Annotated in this window: 14 protein-coding genes, 1 tRNA gene and 1 riboswitch; of the genes, 8 read left to right on the top strand and 7 right to left on the bottom strand. The window is 70.4% G+C overall.

Annotation, left to right across the window (positions count from 1 at the left end; translation table 11 throughout):
* Nucleotides 1-42: 42 nt before the first annotated feature.
* The 3 genes from CC117_RS02910 to CC117_RS02920 all read right to left on the bottom strand — a co-directional run bounded on the left by CC117_RS02910 (nucleotide 43) and on the right by CC117_RS02920 (nucleotide 4,330).
* Nucleotides 43-1,242, bottom strand: coding sequence for a PP2C family protein-serine/threonine phosphatase (locus CC117_RS02910; protein ID WP_071082283.1), 1,200 nt, complete (start codon nucleotides 1,240-1,242; stop codon nucleotides 43-45).
* A 262-nt stretch (nucleotides 1,243-1,504) separates the two neighbouring features.
* Nucleotides 1,505-2,287: a hemerythrin domain-containing protein gene (locus tag CC117_RS02915; RefSeq protein WP_241829778.1), complete on the bottom strand. Its 783-nt coding sequence runs from the start codon at nucleotides 2,285-2,287 to the stop codon at nucleotides 1,505-1,507.
* Nucleotides 2,288-2,395: 108 nt separating this feature from the next.
* The gene (locus tag CC117_RS02920; protein ID WP_071082188.1) at nucleotides 2,396-4,330 is read right to left on the bottom strand and encodes a DUF4139 domain-containing protein; all 1,935 of its coding nucleotides are present in this window, start codon (nucleotides 4,328-4,330) and stop codon (nucleotides 2,396-2,398) included.
* Between the two features lie 1,036 nt (nucleotides 4,331-5,366).
* On the opposite strand from CC117_RS02920, the gene CC117_RS02925 reads away from it, so the two are divergent.
* Both CC117_RS02925 and CC117_RS02930 read left to right on the top strand, forming a co-directional pair.
* Nucleotides 5,367-5,759: a hypothetical protein gene (locus CC117_RS02925; protein ID WP_071082189.1), complete on the top strand. Its 393-nt coding sequence runs from the start codon at nucleotides 5,367-5,369 to the stop codon at nucleotides 5,757-5,759.
* A gap of 749 nt (nucleotides 5,760-6,508) precedes the next feature.
* Nucleotides 6,509-6,685: riboswitch (cyclic di-AMP (ydaO/yuaA leader) on the top strand.
* 235 nt (nucleotides 6,686-6,920) lie between these two features.
* Nucleotides 6,921-7,796 (top strand): C40 family peptidase, encoded by an 876-nt coding sequence (locus CC117_RS02930; protein WP_241829779.1) that lies wholly within the window; start codon nucleotides 6,921-6,923, stop codon nucleotides 7,794-7,796.
* 1,011 nt (nucleotides 7,797-8,807) lie between these two features.
* On the opposite strand, the gene CC117_RS02935 is transcribed toward CC117_RS02930, so the two are convergent.
* The 3 genes from CC117_RS02935 to CC117_RS02945 all read right to left on the bottom strand — a co-directional run bounded on the left by CC117_RS02935 (nucleotide 8,808) and on the right by CC117_RS02945 (nucleotide 11,573).
* On the bottom strand, nucleotides 8,808-9,479 hold the full coding sequence (locus CC117_RS02935) for a plasmid partitioning protein (RefSeq protein ID WP_071082190.1): 672 nt from the start codon (nucleotides 9,477-9,479) through the stop codon (nucleotides 8,808-8,810).
* A gap of 94 nt (nucleotides 9,480-9,573) precedes the next feature.
* Complete coding sequence (locus CC117_RS02940; protein WP_071082191.1) at nucleotides 9,574-10,326, bottom strand: type 1 glutamine amidotransferase; 753 nt, start codon at nucleotides 10,324-10,326, stop codon at nucleotides 9,574-9,576.
* On the bottom strand, nucleotides 10,323-11,573 hold the full coding sequence (locus CC117_RS02945) for a MurT ligase domain-containing protein (protein WP_071082193.1): 1,251 nt from the start codon (nucleotides 11,571-11,573) through the stop codon (nucleotides 10,323-10,325). Before CC117_RS02945 ends, CC117_RS02940 begins: the two co-directional genes overlap by 4 nt.
* Before the next feature lie 445 nt (nucleotides 11,574-12,018).
* Between CC117_RS02945 and CC117_RS02950 the strand changes: the two genes are divergently transcribed.
* From CC117_RS02950 to CC117_RS02965, 6 genes are all read left to right on the top strand, one after another.
* Nucleotides 12,019-12,504 carry a tRNA adenosine deaminase-associated protein gene (locus tag CC117_RS02950; protein WP_071082194.1) on the top strand — a complete coding sequence of 162 codons (486 nt, stop codon included), beginning with the start codon at nucleotides 12,019-12,021 and terminating at the stop codon, nucleotides 12,502-12,504.
* Between the two features lie 169 nt (nucleotides 12,505-12,673).
* On the top strand, nucleotides 12,674-13,168 hold the full coding sequence (gene tadA, locus CC117_RS02955) for a tRNA adenosine(34) deaminase TadA (protein WP_071082285.1): 495 nt from the start codon (nucleotides 12,674-12,676) through the stop codon (nucleotides 13,166-13,168).
* 70 nt (nucleotides 13,169-13,238) lie between these two features.
* Nucleotides 13,239-13,325 (top strand) — tRNA-Ser (locus tag CC117_RS02960).
* A 468-nt stretch (nucleotides 13,326-13,793) separates the two neighbouring features.
* Nucleotides 13,794-14,189, top strand: a complete 396-nt coding sequence (locus CC117_RS40230; protein WP_084131375.1) for a pyridoxamine 5'-phosphate oxidase family protein — start codon at nucleotides 13,794-13,796, stop codon at nucleotides 14,187-14,189.
* A complete protein-coding gene (locus CC117_RS36970; protein ID WP_131802999.1) occupies nucleotides 14,177-15,061 on the top strand; it encodes a dCTP deaminase domain-containing protein in 885 nt (294 codons plus the stop codon). Before CC117_RS40230 ends, CC117_RS36970 begins: the two co-directional genes overlap by 13 nt.
* Nucleotides 15,062-15,519: 458 nt before the next feature.
* Nucleotides 15,520-16,164, top strand: coding sequence for an NAD(P)-dependent oxidoreductase (locus CC117_RS02965; RefSeq protein WP_071082196.1), 645 nt, complete (start codon nucleotides 15,520-15,522; stop codon nucleotides 16,162-16,164).
* A gap of 284 nt (nucleotides 16,165-16,448) precedes the next feature.
* Here the strand turns inward: CC117_RS02965 and CC117_RS02970 are convergent, their stop codons facing one another.
* Nucleotides 16,449-17,807, bottom strand: a complete 1,359-nt coding sequence (locus CC117_RS02970; protein WP_241829780.1) for a pyridoxal phosphate-dependent decarboxylase family protein — start codon at nucleotides 17,805-17,807, stop codon at nucleotides 16,449-16,451.
* Between the last annotated feature and the right edge of the window lie 159 nt (nucleotides 17,808-17,966).

Consider the following 17,966-nt stretch of genomic DNA (forward strand, 5'->3'; position numbering starts at 1 on the left):
CCGCGAGCACGGAGCGGTCGTCCCGGCGCTCGGCGGCGTCGCTCACATCTGCCGCCCACGCAGCACCAGCAGCAGGGCCACGTCGTCGGTGAGCGGGCCGCCGTTGCGCTCCTCGACCCGGTCGATGAGCGCGTCGAGCAGCCCGTCCGGGCCGCAGGCAGGCCACAGATCAGCCACCTCGGGCAGCACCCCCTCCCAGCCCAGGGGCTCGCCGCCCGGACCGTCCCGGCCCTCGAGCAGGCCGTCCGTCGCCAGCAGCAGGGCCCAGTTCTCACCGAGCTCCACCGTCACCTCGTCACTCACCACATCGTCGAGGATGCCCAGCGCGGGACCGACCACATCACCACGCAGGGCCATGGTGCTCGGCGAGAGCAGCGCGGGCGGCGGGTGGCCGGCCAGAATCATGCGCAGGCTACGGCGGTCCGGCGCGATCGCCAGCTCGCAGACGGTGGCGAAGATCTCGTCGTGCTCCCGCTCGCTCACCAGCACCTGCTGCAGGAAGCCGAGCCGGGCGGGGTCCGGCACCCCGGCCAGGACCAGTGTCCGCCACGCGATGCGCAGACTGACCCCGAGCGCGGCCTCGTCCGGCCCGTGCCCGCAGACGTCCCCGAGCAGCACGCGGACCGTCCCGTCCGCAGTGGACACCATGTCGTAGAAGTCGCCGCCGAGCAGGGCCTGGCGGTGCCCGGGCCGGTAACGGGTCCGGTGGTCCATCGTCGGGTCGTCCATCAGCGGGCGGGGAAGCAGACCCCGCTCCAGCCGAGCCTTCTCCTCCGCCCGCAGCTCGGACTCGCGCAGCGCCCGGGCCGCGGTGTCGGCCCGCTCGCGCTCGATCGCGTACCGCACGGCACGGACCAGATCGCGGCCGTCGACCTGACCTTTGACCAGATAGTCCTGGGCACCCGCGGCGACGGCTTCGGCGCCGCGGTACTCGTCCACCAGACCGGTCAGGACGACGACGGGTGCACCGCCGTCGATGGACAGCAGCCGGCGCAACGCCGACAGACCCGCGCTGTCGGGCAGGCCGAGGTCCAGCAGGATGCAGGAAGCGTGCCGCGCCTGCAGAACGGCCTCCGCGACCGTCCGCACGCGCGTCAGATCAACGGGGGCGGACACCTCGTCGAGCAGCTCCGACACCAGATAGGCGTCGGCGTCGTCATCCTCGACCAGCAGGAGGGGCCACCGAACACCCTCCGCACCATCCACACCTGCCACCGCACCCGCACTGTCCGTAGCTGCCATCGACAGCCGCATGGCGGGAATCTCGCTTCCGGTCACATCTCCTCGGCAGGGGGTTACAGCGACGGGGCACAGAGCGCCGGATCACGCGCAAGCCGGCGCCACCGCTCACGGGCGGGCCACCAGTCCGTCCAGAGACTTCGCAGCATGGCACGAAAGAGGCGGCCCGCGAACGCCGGAGCATCGAAATGCCCCGTCAGAGGCCATGCGGACCGCAGGATCTTAGGTCAACTTTGTCACAGTATGATGGTAATCACCTCGGTAATCACCTCGCCGGATGGTCCTGACCGGGCGCAATCTCGTCGCTGGTCGGCCGGCCCAGCAGATACCAGCCCCACAGACCGGCCGGTGCCGGTGCGGGGACCGGGCGGCCCGCCACCACACGGGCGTCCACGATGTCCARCACATGATCCCATCGCCCGGCCAGCCGGGCGGCGAGCCGGCTGCGCCGGCCGGCGCCGTGGCCGAGGTGCGGGTGCGGCCGGGTCGGCGCCCGCCGCATCCCCCGCTCGACGTTCTCGCGGAGCCGGCGCAGCCGCGCCGCATCCAGCCGTGCCTCCAGGTCGCGCAGCAGTCGATCCTCCACCAGGGAATGCGCCCGGGCCAGCTCGGCAAGCTCGTCCCGCAGCCCGGACGGGCCGCGCCGCGGGTGGTACCGATCGCCCTGCACGTACTGCTGGAGGCCGCGCATCACCGCCGCCGCCTCTCGGGCCGTGCCGCGCAGTGCCGCGGTGCGGGCGCGTCCGTCCGGGACGACCACGGCCGCGGCCGGATAGACCACGTCCTCCATGACACTGAGGTGCGCGCTGAACGCGGCGACCGCGGCATCACTCGCGTGCAGGGTCAGCCGCGGGTCCGCCGCCCGGGCCTCCCATCGGCGACCACGCCCATCGCGCCGGCCGACGCCATCGAGGCCAGCGACGCCGGCAAGGTCATCGACGCCAGCGAAGTCACCGCCGGCGAGATCGAACAGACCACCGATGTCGCGGTGCGCGGCGTGCACCAGACTGGCGAGAGAAGAGCTGGTCGTTGTCTCCACACCGGTCATGACCGCCTCCCGCAACCCAAGTTACGCCGGCCCGTACCCGCCCGCATCCACACCGTGCGGACACCCCGCACACCCGGGCAGACCTCGGAACCACGCCCCACGGGCGGATCAGTCGCCCCAGCCGGTGAGTTCGGCGCCACGCGGGTGCTCGAGCCGGTAGGACAGCCCGATCTCACGGCTGGCGCCCGGTTCAAGTTCCACCTGCCAGGTCAGCAGCCCCAGGTCGGTGTGCTCGTCCGCTGCCGGCTCGGTAACCACGTCGCGGACCACGATGCTCTCGTGCCGGGACACCGGCACCTGGTCGCGCACCGTCACCCGGGCCCGCAGCGGCGCCCGGTTCGTGACCGCGATGCGGTAGCCGACATCCGTCCGCCGGGTGTTGCCGACCATGCGCCGGCCGGTCACCCGGCGGACCAGCTCGCGCTCGACCTGAACCCGGTCGTCGACGCCGAGCCGCAGCTCCATCTCCCCGCCGGGCGGGACGATGTCGAGCCGGGCGGTGCCGACGAACTCCTGGCCGTGGAACACCGACACCTTCCCCGCCGGCAGCGTGTGCGGGGACGTGTTCACGACCGCGGCCCGCAGATGCGCTTCGGCGGCGAGCTTCGGGGCCGTGACATGGTCAAGGACCGCGTCGAGCTCCAGCACGGCGACCGTCGCGCGGTGCGGGTCGCCATCTGCGGGCACCGCCACCGGGCGGGGCGGGCGGTACGTCGACGCAGCCCCCGCGGACTCCAGCGTCGCCTGTACTGCGGAGATGGGCGCGGCCAGCGCCAACGGGCGGGCCGCCATCGGCGCGGCGGGCATGCCCGCCGCTGCCTCGGCGGCGTCCCAGCCGGCGGGCTCCGGCGCGCCGCCCGGTGCCGCGCCCCTCGCCCGCGGGTAGTGATCCGGCTTCGGGCGGCGGAGATCGACGAACTGCGGGACCAGCTCGGGCAGATCGGCCCCGCCGGCGGGGCGCGCGGTGGACAGCCGCAGGTCGGCGGCCGGCCAGTCCTCCCCCGTCCGCTGACTGATCATCGCGAACCAGGTGAGGGTCACCCGCTCGCCCTCCAGACGGGCGTCATAGCCCGACGTCCAGGAGGCCGACCTGACCAGGTAGGAGACCTCCAGCTCCCCCGCCTCCGCCGCCGTGACCGCCATCGCGTCGCCCACGGCCGCAGGCTCTCCTCCGGACGACGGATGCGCCCGCCCCGCGGTTGTCGTGACGCCGGGCAGTTCCAGGTCGACGACGATCGTGCGGGTGTCGGGAGCCGGCTGCGCCCGGCGGGCCTCGATCATCCTGCCGATCGCCGAGAGCTCCTTCTCCGCGCGGTCGCGCTGCTCGGAGAGAGCCCGGCGGCGCGTGTACACCGCGGCGATCTGCGCGGCGAGGGCATCGCCCACCAGAAGGAGCTGTGCCGCCGCATCGGCGCCCCCCGCCCCGGCACCGGCCCGGGCGTCACCGGCCGCCCCGGCGCTACCGGCGGCCCAGCCGCGGGCGAGTGCGCCGGCGCCCACCCTCGCCGCCACATCCAGAAAGGAGCGGCGGGCGCGCTCGGTCTCGTCGCCGTCGGCGATCTCCACCAGGAGAGCGCGCAGCTCGTCCTGTCGGGCCCGCAGATCAGCCAGCGCACCGGCATCAGGCACCGCCCGCGCCTGCGACACCACCCGGACCCCCAGCACCCGGGCCGGACCCGTACCGCCGACCCGCACCGAGTCCTCGTCGAGACCGAGAGGCAGTCCGTGGACGGCCACTTCCACCCGGGCCACCGCCGGGCCCGCGTCTGGCGAGCGAGCTACCGAGGCTGCTGCTGGACGCGCGGCGTGCGCAGCGGCGTCGAGCCGGCCGCGCCGCGTCACCCGGGCGGCGGTGGGGTACACGACCACGGCAGTGATCGGCGCGTCGAGCTCCACCACGGCCGGCGGGCCCGCGGTCTCCCGACCGCCGGCGCCGGACCCGGGTCCTGGCGATCCGTTGTCCGTACGGCCACCATCCGGCGCACCCGCGCCCGCGCCCGCCGAGCCTGGGACGTCCGGCGCGTCGTCCGCGGTGGCCACCATGCGATCACCATACGGCGCAGAACGATCGACGATCCCTCGCCCCGCGAGCCGCGGGACGGGTCGCCGCTCCGAGCCGCCCGGCGCCGGTGGCCCATCGACCTGGACGGACCGAGGGAGCACTCATGGTCACCGTTGGTCACCGTGCGAGACCGGCGCCCCGGGCAGGAGGCTCGGCGCGGACGACCCGGCAGGGCGAGATCGCCGCCCACTCCGGACTGTTCCGTGCCGGCGCGGTCGGACAGGTGCCGCCGCAGTGCGATCAAAGGCGGCGCGGGCCCACCGGGCCATTGCGGCCAGCCGGTCGGCCCGGCCCGGCCCGTCTTCCGGAAACGAAGCGGGCGTAGCACGGAGATTCCTCCTGGCGGTCCTCGATCAGCGCCGTACACGCGGGTGGAGCCGACCGTGGCCCGACTGCGGATATACCGGCAGATGCTCTGCGGCGGTCATCCGGACCGAATTACGGAATACGATTCACGCGATCTCCGCGATCCCACTCCCCTTTTTCGGCGCCCCGCCCGATCCACACTCCGACCGGCACGGCGCCATCACCGCTGGTGGCCGATCGAGCACATCGCAGCTCGCGGAAAACATGACACCGCGCCCGGCCGGGACAAGATTCGGACCATCGGCGATCGTCACCCAGCGTAGTTCTCAGGCCGAAGTGAATCCGCGCGCATCAGCGATGACCGTCACCGACCCGGTACCCGTCATCAGGTAATCCAAGATCGGTTGTTGTGGACCGAGAGTTCGGCAGTCGTCCGTACCCATGCCGATCCGGGCCGATCCGACTCGCACGGGGGCATCCGTTGGTCGACACCCGCCAGGCGGTACCCGTTCCGGTCGCCTTCCGTTGACCGTCGGCCGGATCCGGCCGAGAACATGCCGAAAGGCCTGTGCGTCGACTAACGTAACCAACCGTGTCGGAACTTCGGCGACGGTCGCGAGCGGCGCGGTGGTGCTCCTCCCAGCTCCCCTACGCCGGCAGCGCGGCGCCTGCCGGCCGGTCCGGCACGGTCACCAGCATCCGGAGCCGAGCATGACGCAGCAGCCGTACCCCAGGCACCACGAGATCTCCATCCTTCCCGGCCGCGGCGACCTGATGGCCGAGCTCGCCAGTCGGCTGGAGGCGCTGGACGCGCTGCTGAACCGCCTGGAGGACGCCGAGCGCCAGGCCGCTGACGCCGGAGAGCACATCCTCCGCACGCGGCAGTGGCAGGAGGACACCGTCCGGACACTGCAGGAGGAGCGCGCCCGCATGCGCCAGCGCCAGCAGGCGTTGGATGACCTGGCCGAACATGCCCGGGCGGCCGTCGAGGCCCTGCACGGCAGCCACCGGACGCTGCTACCCGAGGTGCGCCAGCTCGAGGTCGAGCTGCAGGTCCTCGACAACTCCGGTTTCCTGAGCCGCCGTCAGAGCCGGCCGCACTGACCGGCCCGCGCTGACAGGCGGCGCCAACAAGTTGCGCCAACAACATTGCGCTGACCGGTTACGCTGACGAGATTGCGATGGCCGACGCCGTGGACCGGATGTGTCCGGCGTCGGCGTCCGGGACCGGTCTGAAGCCGTGTCACTCTCCGCAGCCTTTTGACAGATGACATTCGTCGGCCCTTCGCGTGCAGCGACTCCGGGGCTGTCCGTGACCTCCGTGTGGCCCGCGTGAAGCAGCCATCCGTGTCTCGGGCTCCGGCCCAGCCAGGGCGATGAACAGGCCCAGCCGGCATCAGGCGGAACTGGCATGACCATGACACAGGCACCGACGTGCCAGTGAGCGCCGGGCGACGGCGGGCCGCGGATTCACGATCCGGCCGGGACGGATCAGTGGCTCCGGYGGATCTCCCGATGACCTCCGACAGTCTGGCGAGCCGGCCGGAGCAGCTTCGTGCAGCCCCTCGCGGAGGCCTGAAGGGCGCTTGCCGAGTGCCTCACCGCGGTCCGCGAGCCGGGAAAACCTCGTCACCTAACGTGTTCGTCCGTGATCCTCGTGTGGCCGCCCGAAAACGTGACGGGAAGCTCAGCACCCCCTCTGACCTGGGCTTATGCGGCTCCGCAAGGGGAACTTCCTTGCACACTCGACGTAGTTGGGGGGGACTAGTGTTTACCCACACCATCCGTGTGGACTAGTCTCGCTTGCGACGTCACGACAACACCGGGCCGAACGCCGAATCCTGCCCGCGGCCCCGGTGTCCCCTCCGAGTCGTCACCTCGGGCAGGAGCGGGGGACCCACCTCCACCGACCGGCACCAAGAAGTGGTGCGGGTCTAGGGGTGAAGTCCATCGCGTGAAGGTCGCGCGACGGACCGGGCAGCCCAGCCCGAACCCGACAGCTCACCTCGCAGGCGTACGGGAAGGAACGCAACGTTGTCTGCGCAAAGCGTGCAGCTTGATACCGAGAGACGCCGGCAGCAGGAAGGCCGCRGTCGCCACCGTGCGCCGTCCGCCCCCTCGGCGTCGAGTCGAGCCAGGGCCAGAGCCCGAACGGTTGCAGCCGTCACCACGGGAACCGTCGCGGTCTCCGGCGTAGCGCTCGCCGGGTGCGCTACGGACATCAACGCGGATGCCGCGTTCGACGAGGGCACGAACACCGCCCCGATGACCCTCGCGACCCAGATCGGCTCGCGGCTGGCAGTCGACGGGGCCATCCAGGCAGCGACCACGACCGGCGGCAGCACGGGTACCGTCCTCGACGCGACCACCGACATCTCCGCTCCGACGCTCTCCTCGAAGATCGATGTCGGCCTGCGGGTGACCACCCCCGAGGTCACGGTCAACGCGAACGAGCCGGTCAACATCGGTTTCTCGCTGTACAACGAGCAGAACGACGCTCCGCTGGCCGACCAGCTCATCAAGGTTCAGGTCAAGCTCCCCACCGGGTGGGCGACCTTCCTGCACCTGACCACGGACGACCGCGGCTTCGCCTCGTACACCGCCCGGGTGCTGACCACCACGAACGTCACCGCGGTCTTCGACGGTTCGGACGCTCTGCAGTCCGCCCACTCCGAGAACGACGCGACGCTGACCGTCCGGCCGACGCCGCCGCCGCAGGCCTCCCGCCGCGCGGACCGCCCGGCCGTGAGCGTGGACACTCCCACGGTCAACGTCAACCTGCCGGCCAGCTCCATCGGTGAGAAGGCCGTCTACCTGGCCTCGCTGCACGCCGGCAAGCCCTACGTCTACGGCGCCGAGGGCCCCAGTTCCTTCGACTGTTCCGGGCTCGTGCAGTACGTCTACCGGCAGCTCGGCAAGAACCTGCCGCGCACGACAGACCAGCAGTACGCGGCCACCACGCGCATCTCCCAGTACAACAAGGCGCCCGGCGACCTGATCTTCTTCGGCAGCCCGGGTAACATCTACCACGTCGGCATCTACGCCGGCGATGGCAAGATGTGGGTCGCGCCCCGCAGCGGTGATGTTGTCAAGCTGCAGACGATCTACACGACCTCGTACCTGGTCGGTCGCATCCCCTGACGGGGACGTGAGCCGCGGTCCACGGCGCAGCCTTGGGGCCCCGTCGCTCTTCCTCTGAGAGCCCGTACRAACCGTTGGCGGGGTGGCCAGCAGCACTGGCAACCCTGTCCCCGGAACGAGCCGCCGCGCGATCTCCCCCTCCGGTCGCGCACGGCTCCGCCGCCGGGTCGGGGTTGTCGGGATCGACTCCGACCCGGCGGGCACCAGACCACCACGCGCGGCGCCAACCAGACCCCGTCGACAGGTCCCCTGTACCGGACCGGCGCAGCCCCGCGATCGCTCCGCCATGCCCTGAGCTCGTCACAACGCCTGTGACCTTGGGAAACGCCCGCCTCAGGCGAGCTGCGGATCCCAGGCCGGTAGGCCGTTGCGACATCATTCTACTTCGGCATAAGCGGTGTAGATGGGGCGGAAACCGTCCAGAATGCGACCATCGGGCATCAACGAACGCCCTACAGCTCGAAGACGGAAACAGCAGCACCGCACCGGAGCACCACCGAGATCCTTCCGGCCGGACGGACGTCAGATCCCCCCCCCATCTGACGTCCGTCCGGCCGGAAGGCCCCGGACTCCGCTGGTCGCTCGTCCCGATCCCCCCCCCATCGGACCGGGCGGCCAGCGGACTCTCCGGCCAGCCATCCGGCCACCTCCGGGTCTGTCGGGGCCGTTAACCCCCTCCCGGCGACGCCGACAGACCGCACCGGCCCCGGCCGCAGCCTGTGCAAGAGGCTGCGGCCGGGGCACGGAACCCCACCGCCCTGCTGACAGGAGCTCGGATCTCCTGCGAACGGGGCGGCGGATCTGCCGGCAGCAGTGGGCGCAAGAGCCGAACGGACTACTGGAGGCCCGCGCCGACACGCGTTCGGCGGCCCGAGGACGAAGATGACTAGTTCTTTGCAACTAACGCAAATCGTCTAGTTCCTGCCGCCGCGCCAGCTCCGCCCGCCTGGGGCGGCACCGGGCCTGGTCACACCGGAAGCTGGCGCCGCGCACGCCGCCACGCCCGGGCCGTCACGCCGAACGCCGCCGCTTGTCATGGGAGAACTCCCAGAGAGCATCCGTCACGTCATCGTCCCACGCGGTCTCCGCGACCCGGCCATGCGGGGTCACCGCATCACAGGTCGGACCGGGTTCCGTCTCGAACTGCCCCACGACCCCGACCCCGGCGTACACCGGATCACCCGGTCCGCAGGCAGCGAGCAACGCGAGCCGGGCGCCCTCGCCGATGCCCCAGATGTACACCCGGTCCAGGTCGACATCCGTGCGTTCCTCGTCCATGAAACGTACGACGTCACGCAGGTACTGCAGATCCGGGCCATTCGGGTCGTCCAGTCGCCAGGTTCCCGCGACCGCCTCCGGGAAGGCGAGCGCGAAATCCCGGCGACTGGCCAGCGAGGACGCGTCGCTCGCCCCTTCCAGCGACTTCGCATCCGCATTGTCGTCGTGCAGGATGATGACCAGGGGCAGCGGCTCATCGGGGTCGGACGGCGCCTGAACGCGTAGTTCCCGGCCGGCCGACGGATAGTCGTCCGGGATGTCGACCTGCTCGACCTCGGGTCGACCTCGGCCCGCCACCAGCCACCACACGGCAACCAGTGCGACTCCGACAATGATCACATTCTTCTTGTTCTTGCCCCACCAACCGGCAAGGGGATTCGACGCCACGATCCAACCGAACCACACCGCGCCTCCGGAAATCGCCGGATTCCGCTCAGCGCGTCCCGGCAGACCCGGTCAGGACGACGCCGAGCGGCGCGGCATCAGGTCCCGTCGCCGGTCACGTGGCCGCGAGCGCGCGGGCCCTGGCCGCACGGAGAACTCCGACCTCACGCGGGCCGTCCAGCGGCGCCAGCGGGCCGTGTACCCAGCTCAGCAGCAGGTCGGCCAGGGCCGGATTCTGGGCCAGCACCGGCCCGTGCAGGTAGGTACCGATGACCTTGCGGTCGACCACACCATCGGTGCGGGCAGGGGTGCCGTCCCCGACGCCGAGGCGCACCGTCCCGAGCGGGATCCCGCGGAAGCCGGGCAGCGGGCGGGTCCGCCCGCCGTGGTTCTCGTACCCGTACAGCGTCGGCAGCCCGAGCTCCGGACCCGGCTCCACCACGATGTCGCCGACCGCCCGGGGCGGCAGCGGGGCGTCCGGCGGCTCGAAGGACCGGCGGGTCTCGACGTCGATCAGGTGAACACCCTCGTGGATCCGCCCGTCACCGGCCGGGAAGGTGRCACCGATCACCTGGTACCCGGCACACACCGCCAGCACGGCCGCACCGCCCGAGACAGCCCGTGYCAGAGACCGGTTGCGGCGCATGCCGTCCGCGGCGAGCACCTGCGGCTCGTCCTCACCGCCGCCCAGCAGGTAGATGTCGCATTCGGCCGGCACCACCTCGCCGGCCGGCACCTCCACGATCTCGGCGTGCAGGCCACGCCAGCGCAGCCGCTGGGCCAGGACGGTCGCGTTCCCGCCGTCGCCGTAGGTGCCGAGCAGCTCCGGGTAGATCAGGGCGATCCGGGTCGCCGACTGGCGGATCACCGGGTGGTCCGGACGAGCAGGTCACGGAACGCGGTGTAGTTCGCCACGACGTCCACACCCTTGTCGTTCGCCGCGGCGGCGGCGGCCTCGGCGTCGGCGTGGACGGTGTGGGGTACCTCGGCATAGGCCAGGCGCACGCTCATGTCCTCCTTACGACCCCCGGTGACCAGCACCTGGCGGCCGGCGAGCCGCTCGAAGGGCACGTCCCAGATCCAGGACGGGTCACGGCCGTCCGCCGTCTGCGAGTTGAAGTCGATCACGACCGGCCGCGGGGGGCTGGAGTTCAGCAGCTCCATCATCTCCACCCAGCCGGCCGGGTTCTTCGCCAGCAGCAGGCGGGCCCGCTTCCCGTCCGGGCCGAGCGGCACCTCCTGGTAACGCCCCTGGACGTCGCCGATGCCCCGCATGGCGGCGAGCGCGTCCTCCACCTCGACCCCGAACTCGCGGGCGGCCGCGGCGGCCATCGCCGCGTTGGCCAGGTTGACCCGCCCGGGAAGGTCGATGCGCGCCGGGATGCGACGGCCGAACCACAGCAGCTCGTCGAGCCCGGCCACCGACACGATCGGCTCCGGCCGGGCCAGGCCGCACTCGCACCACCAGCCCGAGGCGTTGCGGTGCAGCAGCCGGGCGCACTGCGGGCAGACCATCGCGTCGGCGGTCCAGTTCTGGCCGGCGGCGACCCAGACCTGGCGCGACCAGGTCATGGCCGCCCAGGCCACGAGCGGATCGTCCACGTTCGCCACGACGACCGTGTCGTGGAGGTCCTCGCCCAGCTCGCGCCAGAGCGCAGCGATGCGGCGGGTCTCATTCGACCGGTCGAGCTGGTCGCGCGAGATGTTGAGCAGGAGCACCACCCGCGGCACGATCGCCCTGGCCACCCGGGGCAGCCAGATCTCGTCGACCTCCAGGGCGGCGGGGCTGTCATACGGCGGCCTGGACATGGCCGCCAGAACGCCCGGCGCCATGTTCGCGCCGCCGCTGTTCGACTTCACCGGGCCCAGGGTGCCGAGCGCGCGGGCCAGCAGCCGGGTCGTCGTCGTCTTGCYGTTGGTGGCCGAGACGCAGGCGGTGGGGCGGTTCGTACCGACCTCGGCCAGTGCGTCCGGAGAGATCCGCAGGGCGATCTTTCCGCCGATCATCTCACCCGAGCCGCGGCCCAGGCGGCGGGATGTCTCCGAGGCCAGCCGCTCGGCGGCGAGCGCGAACCGCGTGCGGGCGGAGATCCGGCGTGGCAGGCGTGTCATCATCGCGTCTCAGAGTGCCATGAGCCCGCACGGGTGTGATGCGTGCCCCGCGCTGTGTGCCGGTTCACGCCGATCGCTCCCGCCGCCGCCGACCGCCGCAGCCTGCCGCCGCGCCCCGCCGCGCCCTTCTCGTGCCCCACTGTGCTCTTCTCGTGCCCCACTGTGTCTTTCTCGTGTTCTGTCAGGCCGCCCCCTGCCCCACGGTGTCCCGGCCGCGCCGACACGGGAGCGCTGCCGCAGGCGGGACGGTGCCGAAGGGTGCGCCCCCCCGGGCGCCCGCCGGTGGGGCGGAGCACTCTCGAGTAGGCATGCCCGGCCCCTGATGGATGAGTAGGACGCTCGAAGGTGAGAATCACAGAAGGGACACGGCAGCACCCCGGGTCGGCAGGAGCGCAGATCGCCTGAGGAACCGACGCAGACCCGGCGGGAAGGGACGTGAGGACGAACTGTGACCACCAAGGGGATAGCGATCGCCCAGAACGCCGGGCGATGGACGGCCCACGACCTCGACATCGCCGACATGGAGGATCTCGACTCGCTCGTCGACGCGATGCACGACCTCTCCTCGGGGACGGTCATCGCGTTCGTCGAGGAGGACGACGAGTACCTCGCCATCGTGCGGATCACGGCGCGTGATCCCGACCCGAAGGTCTTCCTTTCGGATCGGCGCGTGCTGCTCACCTCCGACCATGCCGAGCGGCTGTTCGCCGACGCCCTGCCGTCGATGGCCGGGCTCGATGACGACTCGGACGACGATGCACCGGTCGGGCAGGCCTCACCGGTCGGCGATCTGGACCTCCTCGCAGATCTGGGGACGCCCACGGAGGCGCTGCTCGAGCTGATCGCCGAGGAGGGCATGCTGCCCGCCGACGTGATCAGCGCGGTCAGTGAACGGGCCGGCGCCGGGGAGATCTTCGACGACGTCCGTGGCTGACGTTCCGGTCGAGAGCTTCGCGGTACGGCGCGGCGCGGCGCGGGACAGCGCGGCGCGGGACAGCACAGCGCGGGACGGCGCGGTCGAGGGCGTTTCCGCCGGGCCCGTCGCGGTCGCGATCGGCCGGGACGGGCCGGTGCCGCTGGCGGCGGACGGGTACCGCGAGGCCATGGGTCTCGCGCTGGCCGAGGCCGCGCTGGCCGAGGCCGCCGGCGACGTGCCGGTCGGCGCCGTCGTCGTGACCGCTGACGGCCGGGTACTGGGCCGCGGGCACAACGCCCGGGAGGCCGGTGGCGATCCGACCGCACACGCGGAGGTGATCGCGCTGCGGGCTGCGGCGGGCATGCTGGGCTCCTGGCGCCTGGACGGGACGACGCTCGTCGTCACCCTGGAACCGTGCACGATGTGCGCGGGGGCGCTGGTGCTCGCCCGGATCGACCGGCTCGTGTACGGCGCCGTCGACGAGAAGGCCGGCGCCGTGGGCTCGTTGTGGGACGTCGTCCGCGACCGGCGGCTGAACCACCGTCCCGAGGTGATCTCCGGTGTCCGCGGGCAGGAGTGCTCGGAGCAGCTGGCCGGCTTCTTCGGCGCCCGGCGTTCCCGTCCCGCCCGCGGCGACAGCGGGCGCGGCCGGCCCGCCGTCGCGGGGTCGACGGACGGCTGACCGGCCCCGCGAACCGGACACCGACCCCCCGGTCGACCGGACCGGGACGGCGTCGCGTAAGCTAGCCCGCGGTGGAGTCGCCTAGTGGCCGAGGGCRCACGCCTCGAAAGCGTGTGAGGGGGCAACCCCTCCGTGGGTTCAAATCCCACCTCCACCGCGCTGTGATGTCTCGGGACATCACACATAGCCCTGAACCTACGATCTTGGGTTCGGGGCTATGTGCTTTTCGGGGCTGGTCCGTGGGGTCTTCCGGTGGGCCGGGAGCCGCGGGGTGGACGACCTGCCTGCGAAGACGCCCACCGCAGAGCGGTGAAAAGGACCGAACTGGCGACCCGTTGTGCGGTCAGGTGCTGGGCCCGGTTCGGCGACAGAGATCCGTGATGCCGAATGAGACAAAGCCGCCAATAACGCCGCCCGCGACACAAGTGAGATCGCCTTTGGCGGGCGGGTTCCGAAAATTACAGACAGTAGACCATGCGGTCACCGGACCACACTGTCGACCGCCTTGTCGAGGGTCATCCACGAGCTCTCGTCCGACTGGGCAAGTGCGTGTTCTATCATGAACTCACTTGCAGTCACGCAACGTATGAAGCGGCGGCTACAAGTAGCGCCCGTAGGAGCCTGAATGTCGACAGATGTCGTACCCGAACATGTAGTCGCACTGTTGCGCTCTGCCACGATCGGTCATCTCGCAACGTCGCGAGGATCTCGACCCCATGTAACACCGGTATGGCTTGACTTTGATGAGCACGCAGGCTGCGTGGTAGTCAACCTGGGGGCCGAAACCAGGAAGATACGGGATCTGCGACTGAATCCTCATGTCGCCATCAGCCTTGTCTCAGCATCTAACTCGGCGATGTGGACAGTAATTGAGGGCACGGCCGTCGAGATGACGGCCGATGGTGGCGGCAGGCACCTCCAGCGTCTGGCCCGCCGATACCTGGGCCGCGATAAGAGAAAATTTGCCGAGCGCATAGTGGTGCGGATCAAGCCAGAGCGGGTGATGTCGTGGCAGGAGTAATCGGTCGGGACAATCCGAGTGACGACGCCGAACCGCAGCCGGGACCCGGGCAGCGAAGGCGGGTTGGCGGCGGCAGTTTCATGCTCACCGATGAGCAGATTCGGCACGCAGCCGAGGACTTCGGGCTGATTACCGGCGCCTACGATTCGGATTCGGCAAAGTACGCTTCGTACGAAGTCCACGCCTCAGCAGTCGTGGAGAAACTGATCTACGACGGGGAGTACACCGGGCACGTCGAATACGGCGTTTCGGACAATGAAATCGTCATCGAACCAGGCGCCACACTGAAGATCTACACGGCAGAGCACCTTAACCTACCGCCGTATCTCTATGCCGAAGTAATCGTGCTCGGCCAGCTGTTTTCTTCCGGAATCGCAGCCGGAAACACCTACGTCGATCCAGGCTCCACCGGGCCAATCTATCTGAGCATGACAAATGTGAGCCCTCGTGCGCTCAGAATTCCGATTGGCGAACCAATCGGTCGCGCCCAGTTCTATACGCTGCAGAGACCCGTCCTGCGGGCCCATCCAGGCCCGCAGGCACGGCGCGAGTTACGTCTGCGTGTAAATCGACGTCGCACCAGGCGACCGGACGAAAACGAGAACGAAGCGCTCGAACGACTTGCAAGCAGTTTACTCCTGCACAAAATCGCAATGTACCTGGCCTCGGCGACATTTCTCGGCCTCTGGTGGGCAAGTCAAAGCAGAGACACCAGTAACGCCATTCTCGACGCACTTATCGGCGACAGCCTCCCTCGACTGGCGCGCCTGATAATTCCACTTATCGTCGGATCCGCAATCGCATTTGCGTTTCACGATTTTAGAACCGCGCTGTGGACACTCGTCATGCGTGGACGTCGCCGCGACGAATAGAGCGACACAAGCGGCTAACTGGCCGAAGTTTCCGCCCACTCGTCACCAGGCAGTCTGGCCGGGCGGACGAAAACGGCCGACGAGAGGAAGACCTCCCGGCACCGGGTCCTGGTGGCCAGTTTCCGTTGGGCGACACCTCCACTATCGGAAGCCACCACACCCGCATCTACGGACCGTTCCGACATTCCGGTCCTGCCCGCTGGAGCTGGCCGGTCGACGTAGGTCACCCAGGCGAGCTTCCTCTGACCGAGGACCTGCGGCGACGACACCGCACCGTGTGCGATCTCGCATTCCGGATCTCATTCTTCGATCGATCGTAGACAGACTCGGGTTGCAGTGACTCCGGAGCGTGTCATAGTCGATGCGCAAGGTAAACGACCGTGACCATGCCGCTGTTACGCCACATCCAGCGGATCGATTTCCACGGTGGCTCAGTCAACGCAATCCGGAGGTCAGTAATGGCAAGGATCGTTGTTCTCGGTGCCGGTGGTCAGGTAGGTCGGTCCATCGTCGCCGAGGCCGTCAAGCGCGGTCACGAGGTCACGGCGGTCGACCAGGACCAGAACCAGATGAAGTCGCTTCCTCGGAAGGCCAACGCGATGACCGGGGATGTCACGTCCCGCGACGTCGTCGCCCAGCAGGCGCAGGGCGCCGACGTGGTCGTGATCGCGCTGGCCGGGTGTGCCCGCCCCGAGCACGCGAACGTCGCCCGCGTGATGGTCGACGTCGCGAGCAAGCTCGGGAACAAGGCTCCCTCGGTCATTCACGTCGGAAACGGTGGGCTGCTGGAGAACACCGACGGCGAGCGGATCGTCGACACGCAGGAGTTCCCCGCAGGCGAGCGCAAGGAGGCCCTCGACCAGGCTGACGCGCTTGATGTGCTCCGCGCCGCCAAGGGCAGCGTGAAGTGGTCGTTCATCACCCCGCCGCCGCGCAACTTCGGCCCGGGGCGTCGCCGGGAGGCCTACCGCACCGCCGGCGACCGCCCGGTGATGGACTCCCAGGGCAACATGGGAATCTCGCACGAGGATTTCGCCATCGCCGTCCTGGACGAGGCGGAGAAGCCGAAGTTCCGCAACAAGCGCTACACGGTGGGGTACTGACCCTCGTTCCTCGGCGCGACGCGGCCAGCAGCGGCCACAGCCGCCACAGCCGCCTGTCAGTCATTTCCTGATTCCCTGCGGTCCGACTGTTCGCCGATCCTGTGATGTGACCGGTCTGATCCCGGTCAGCTTCGATCGTGTTCAGAGGCAGGGAAAGGCCGGGCCCGGACGCACCCAGTCCGGGCCCGGCCGTCCGCCTTTCCGGCCCAGCCGCATCCCCGGTTACATCCCTCGGGTCTGCCCTGCGGAGAGACTGGCCCGCGGCACGTCGGGCGGTGGCGCCGTCAGTGGGTGAGAAGGGCGCCGTCCGCCATGGTGGCGAGAATGCGCTGGACGTCGTCGGGGGTCGTCCGCGGGTTCACGATGGCGAAGCGGGTCACCGTCTCGCCGTTGTGCACGGTCGGGGTGACGAAGGCCAGCCCGCTGCGCAGCAGGCACTCGGACCACCGGTGGTAGTCCGACGGCGACCACCCGAGCCGGCGCAGGACGACGATCGACAGCTCCGGCTCGCGGACCAGCTCCGCGTAGGGCAGCTCCCGCACGAGGTCCGCCGCGGCGCGGGCCGTCGCGAGGCAGCGCTCCACCGCCCGTCCGTAGGCCTGCGTCCCGTAGGTGGCGAGGGAGAACCAGAACGGCAGGCCGCGCACCCGCCGGGACAGCCCGATCTGGTAGTCGGACGGGTTCCAGGCGCTGTCCCGATCGAGGACCTCCAGGTAGCCCGCCTGCTGGGCGTGCGCCAGCCGGGCCGTCGCGGGATCGCGGTAGACCAGCGCGCAGGCGTCGAACGGCGCGAACAGCCACTTGTGGGGATCGACGATGAAGGAGTCGGCAGCACCGACCCCGGCGAAGAGGTGGCGGACGGACGGCGCGGCGATGCCGGCAAGACCGTAGGCGCCGTCGACATGCACCCAGACGTCCCGGGCGTGCGCGGCATCGACGATCCCGCGGATGTCGTCGACGATCCCGAACTGGGTGCTCCCCGCCGTCGCGACGACCGCGAACACTTCGGTACCCGGCGCGTTCCGGCCGGTGGCATCGCCCTCGACCGGGTCCAGGCTGTGGGCGTCCAGCGCGGCAGCCACCGCGGCCCCGGTCAGCCGGCCGCCGCCGTCGGCGGGGACGAAGACGAGATCGACATCCATCACCTCGGCGGCCTGCCGCAGCGACGAATGGGCCTCGGCCCCACACAGGAAGCACCAGCGGGCTGGCAGCGGCAGCCCAAGGGCCACTCGGCGGGCACGCGCAGCGTGCCGCGCCGCGACCAGCGCTGAGRGGTTCCCGACCGTGCCGCCCTGCACGAACGCGCCACCGGCTCTGGGCGGGAAGCCGACCAGATCGGACAGCCAACGCAGCGCCTCGTTCTCGGCGTGGACGGCACCGCTGCCCTCGAGCCAGCTCCCGCCGTAGATCGACGAGGCACCGACGACGAGGTCGAACAGGATCGACGCCCGTGTCGGCGCAGCCGGGATGAAAGCCAGATTGCGCGGGTGGTCGGCCGATATGCACGCCCGTGAAAGAACCTCGTCGAAGACCCGCAGGGCCGCGAGCCCGCCGACACCATCCGGGGTGATCGTGCGCCCCGCCTGTCGCGCGAGTTCGGCCGGCGCGGCCGTTCCGTCCAGCGGGGCGGGATCGAGATTCATCCTCGACCGTGCGTAGTCGACGACCGCCTCTTCAAGGCCGGGGCCGAGTACATCGAAGATCGCAGCGTCGGGTCGGTGCACCCGCCGAAGTCTAGGTTGACCCCGACCGCGCCGCCGAGGCGATCAACGGGCGATTTCGCGGGCGGCGACCGCCGCCCG

This window comes from Parafrankia colletiae (assembly GCF_001854655.1).
Lineage (GTDB): Bacteria > Actinomycetota > Actinomycetes > Frankiales > Frankiaceae > Parafrankia > Parafrankia colletiae.

Bases quoted from the DNA above. Each gene is read 5' to 3' on its own strand.
- CC117_RS02910 (WP_071082283.1), bottom strand. From the start codon at position 1,242: ATGGCAGCTACGGACAGTGCGGGTGCGGTGGCAGGTGTGGATGGTGCG.
- CC117_RS02920 (WP_071082188.1), bottom strand. From the start codon at position 4,330: ATGGTGGCCACCGCGGACGACGCGCCGGACGTCCCAGGCTCGGCGGGC.
- CC117_RS02925 (WP_071082189.1), top strand. From the start codon at position 5,367: ATGACGCAGCAGCCGTACCCCAGGCACCACGAGATCTCCATCCTTCCC.
- CC117_RS02930 (WP_241829779.1), top strand. From the start codon at position 6,921: ATGACCCTCGCGACCCAGATCGGCTCGCGGCTGGCAGTCGACGGGGCC.
- tadA (WP_071082285.1), top strand. From the start codon at position 12,674: ATGGGTCTCGCGCTGGCCGAGGCCGCGCTGGCCGAGGCCGCCGGCGAC.
- CC117_RS40230 (WP_084131375.1), top strand. From the start codon at position 13,794: ATGTCGACAGATGTCGTACCCGAACATGTAGTCGCACTGTTGCGCTCT.
- CC117_RS02965 (WP_071082196.1), top strand. From the start codon at position 15,520: ATGGCAAGGATCGTTGTTCTCGGTGCCGGTGGTCAGGTAGGTCGGTCC.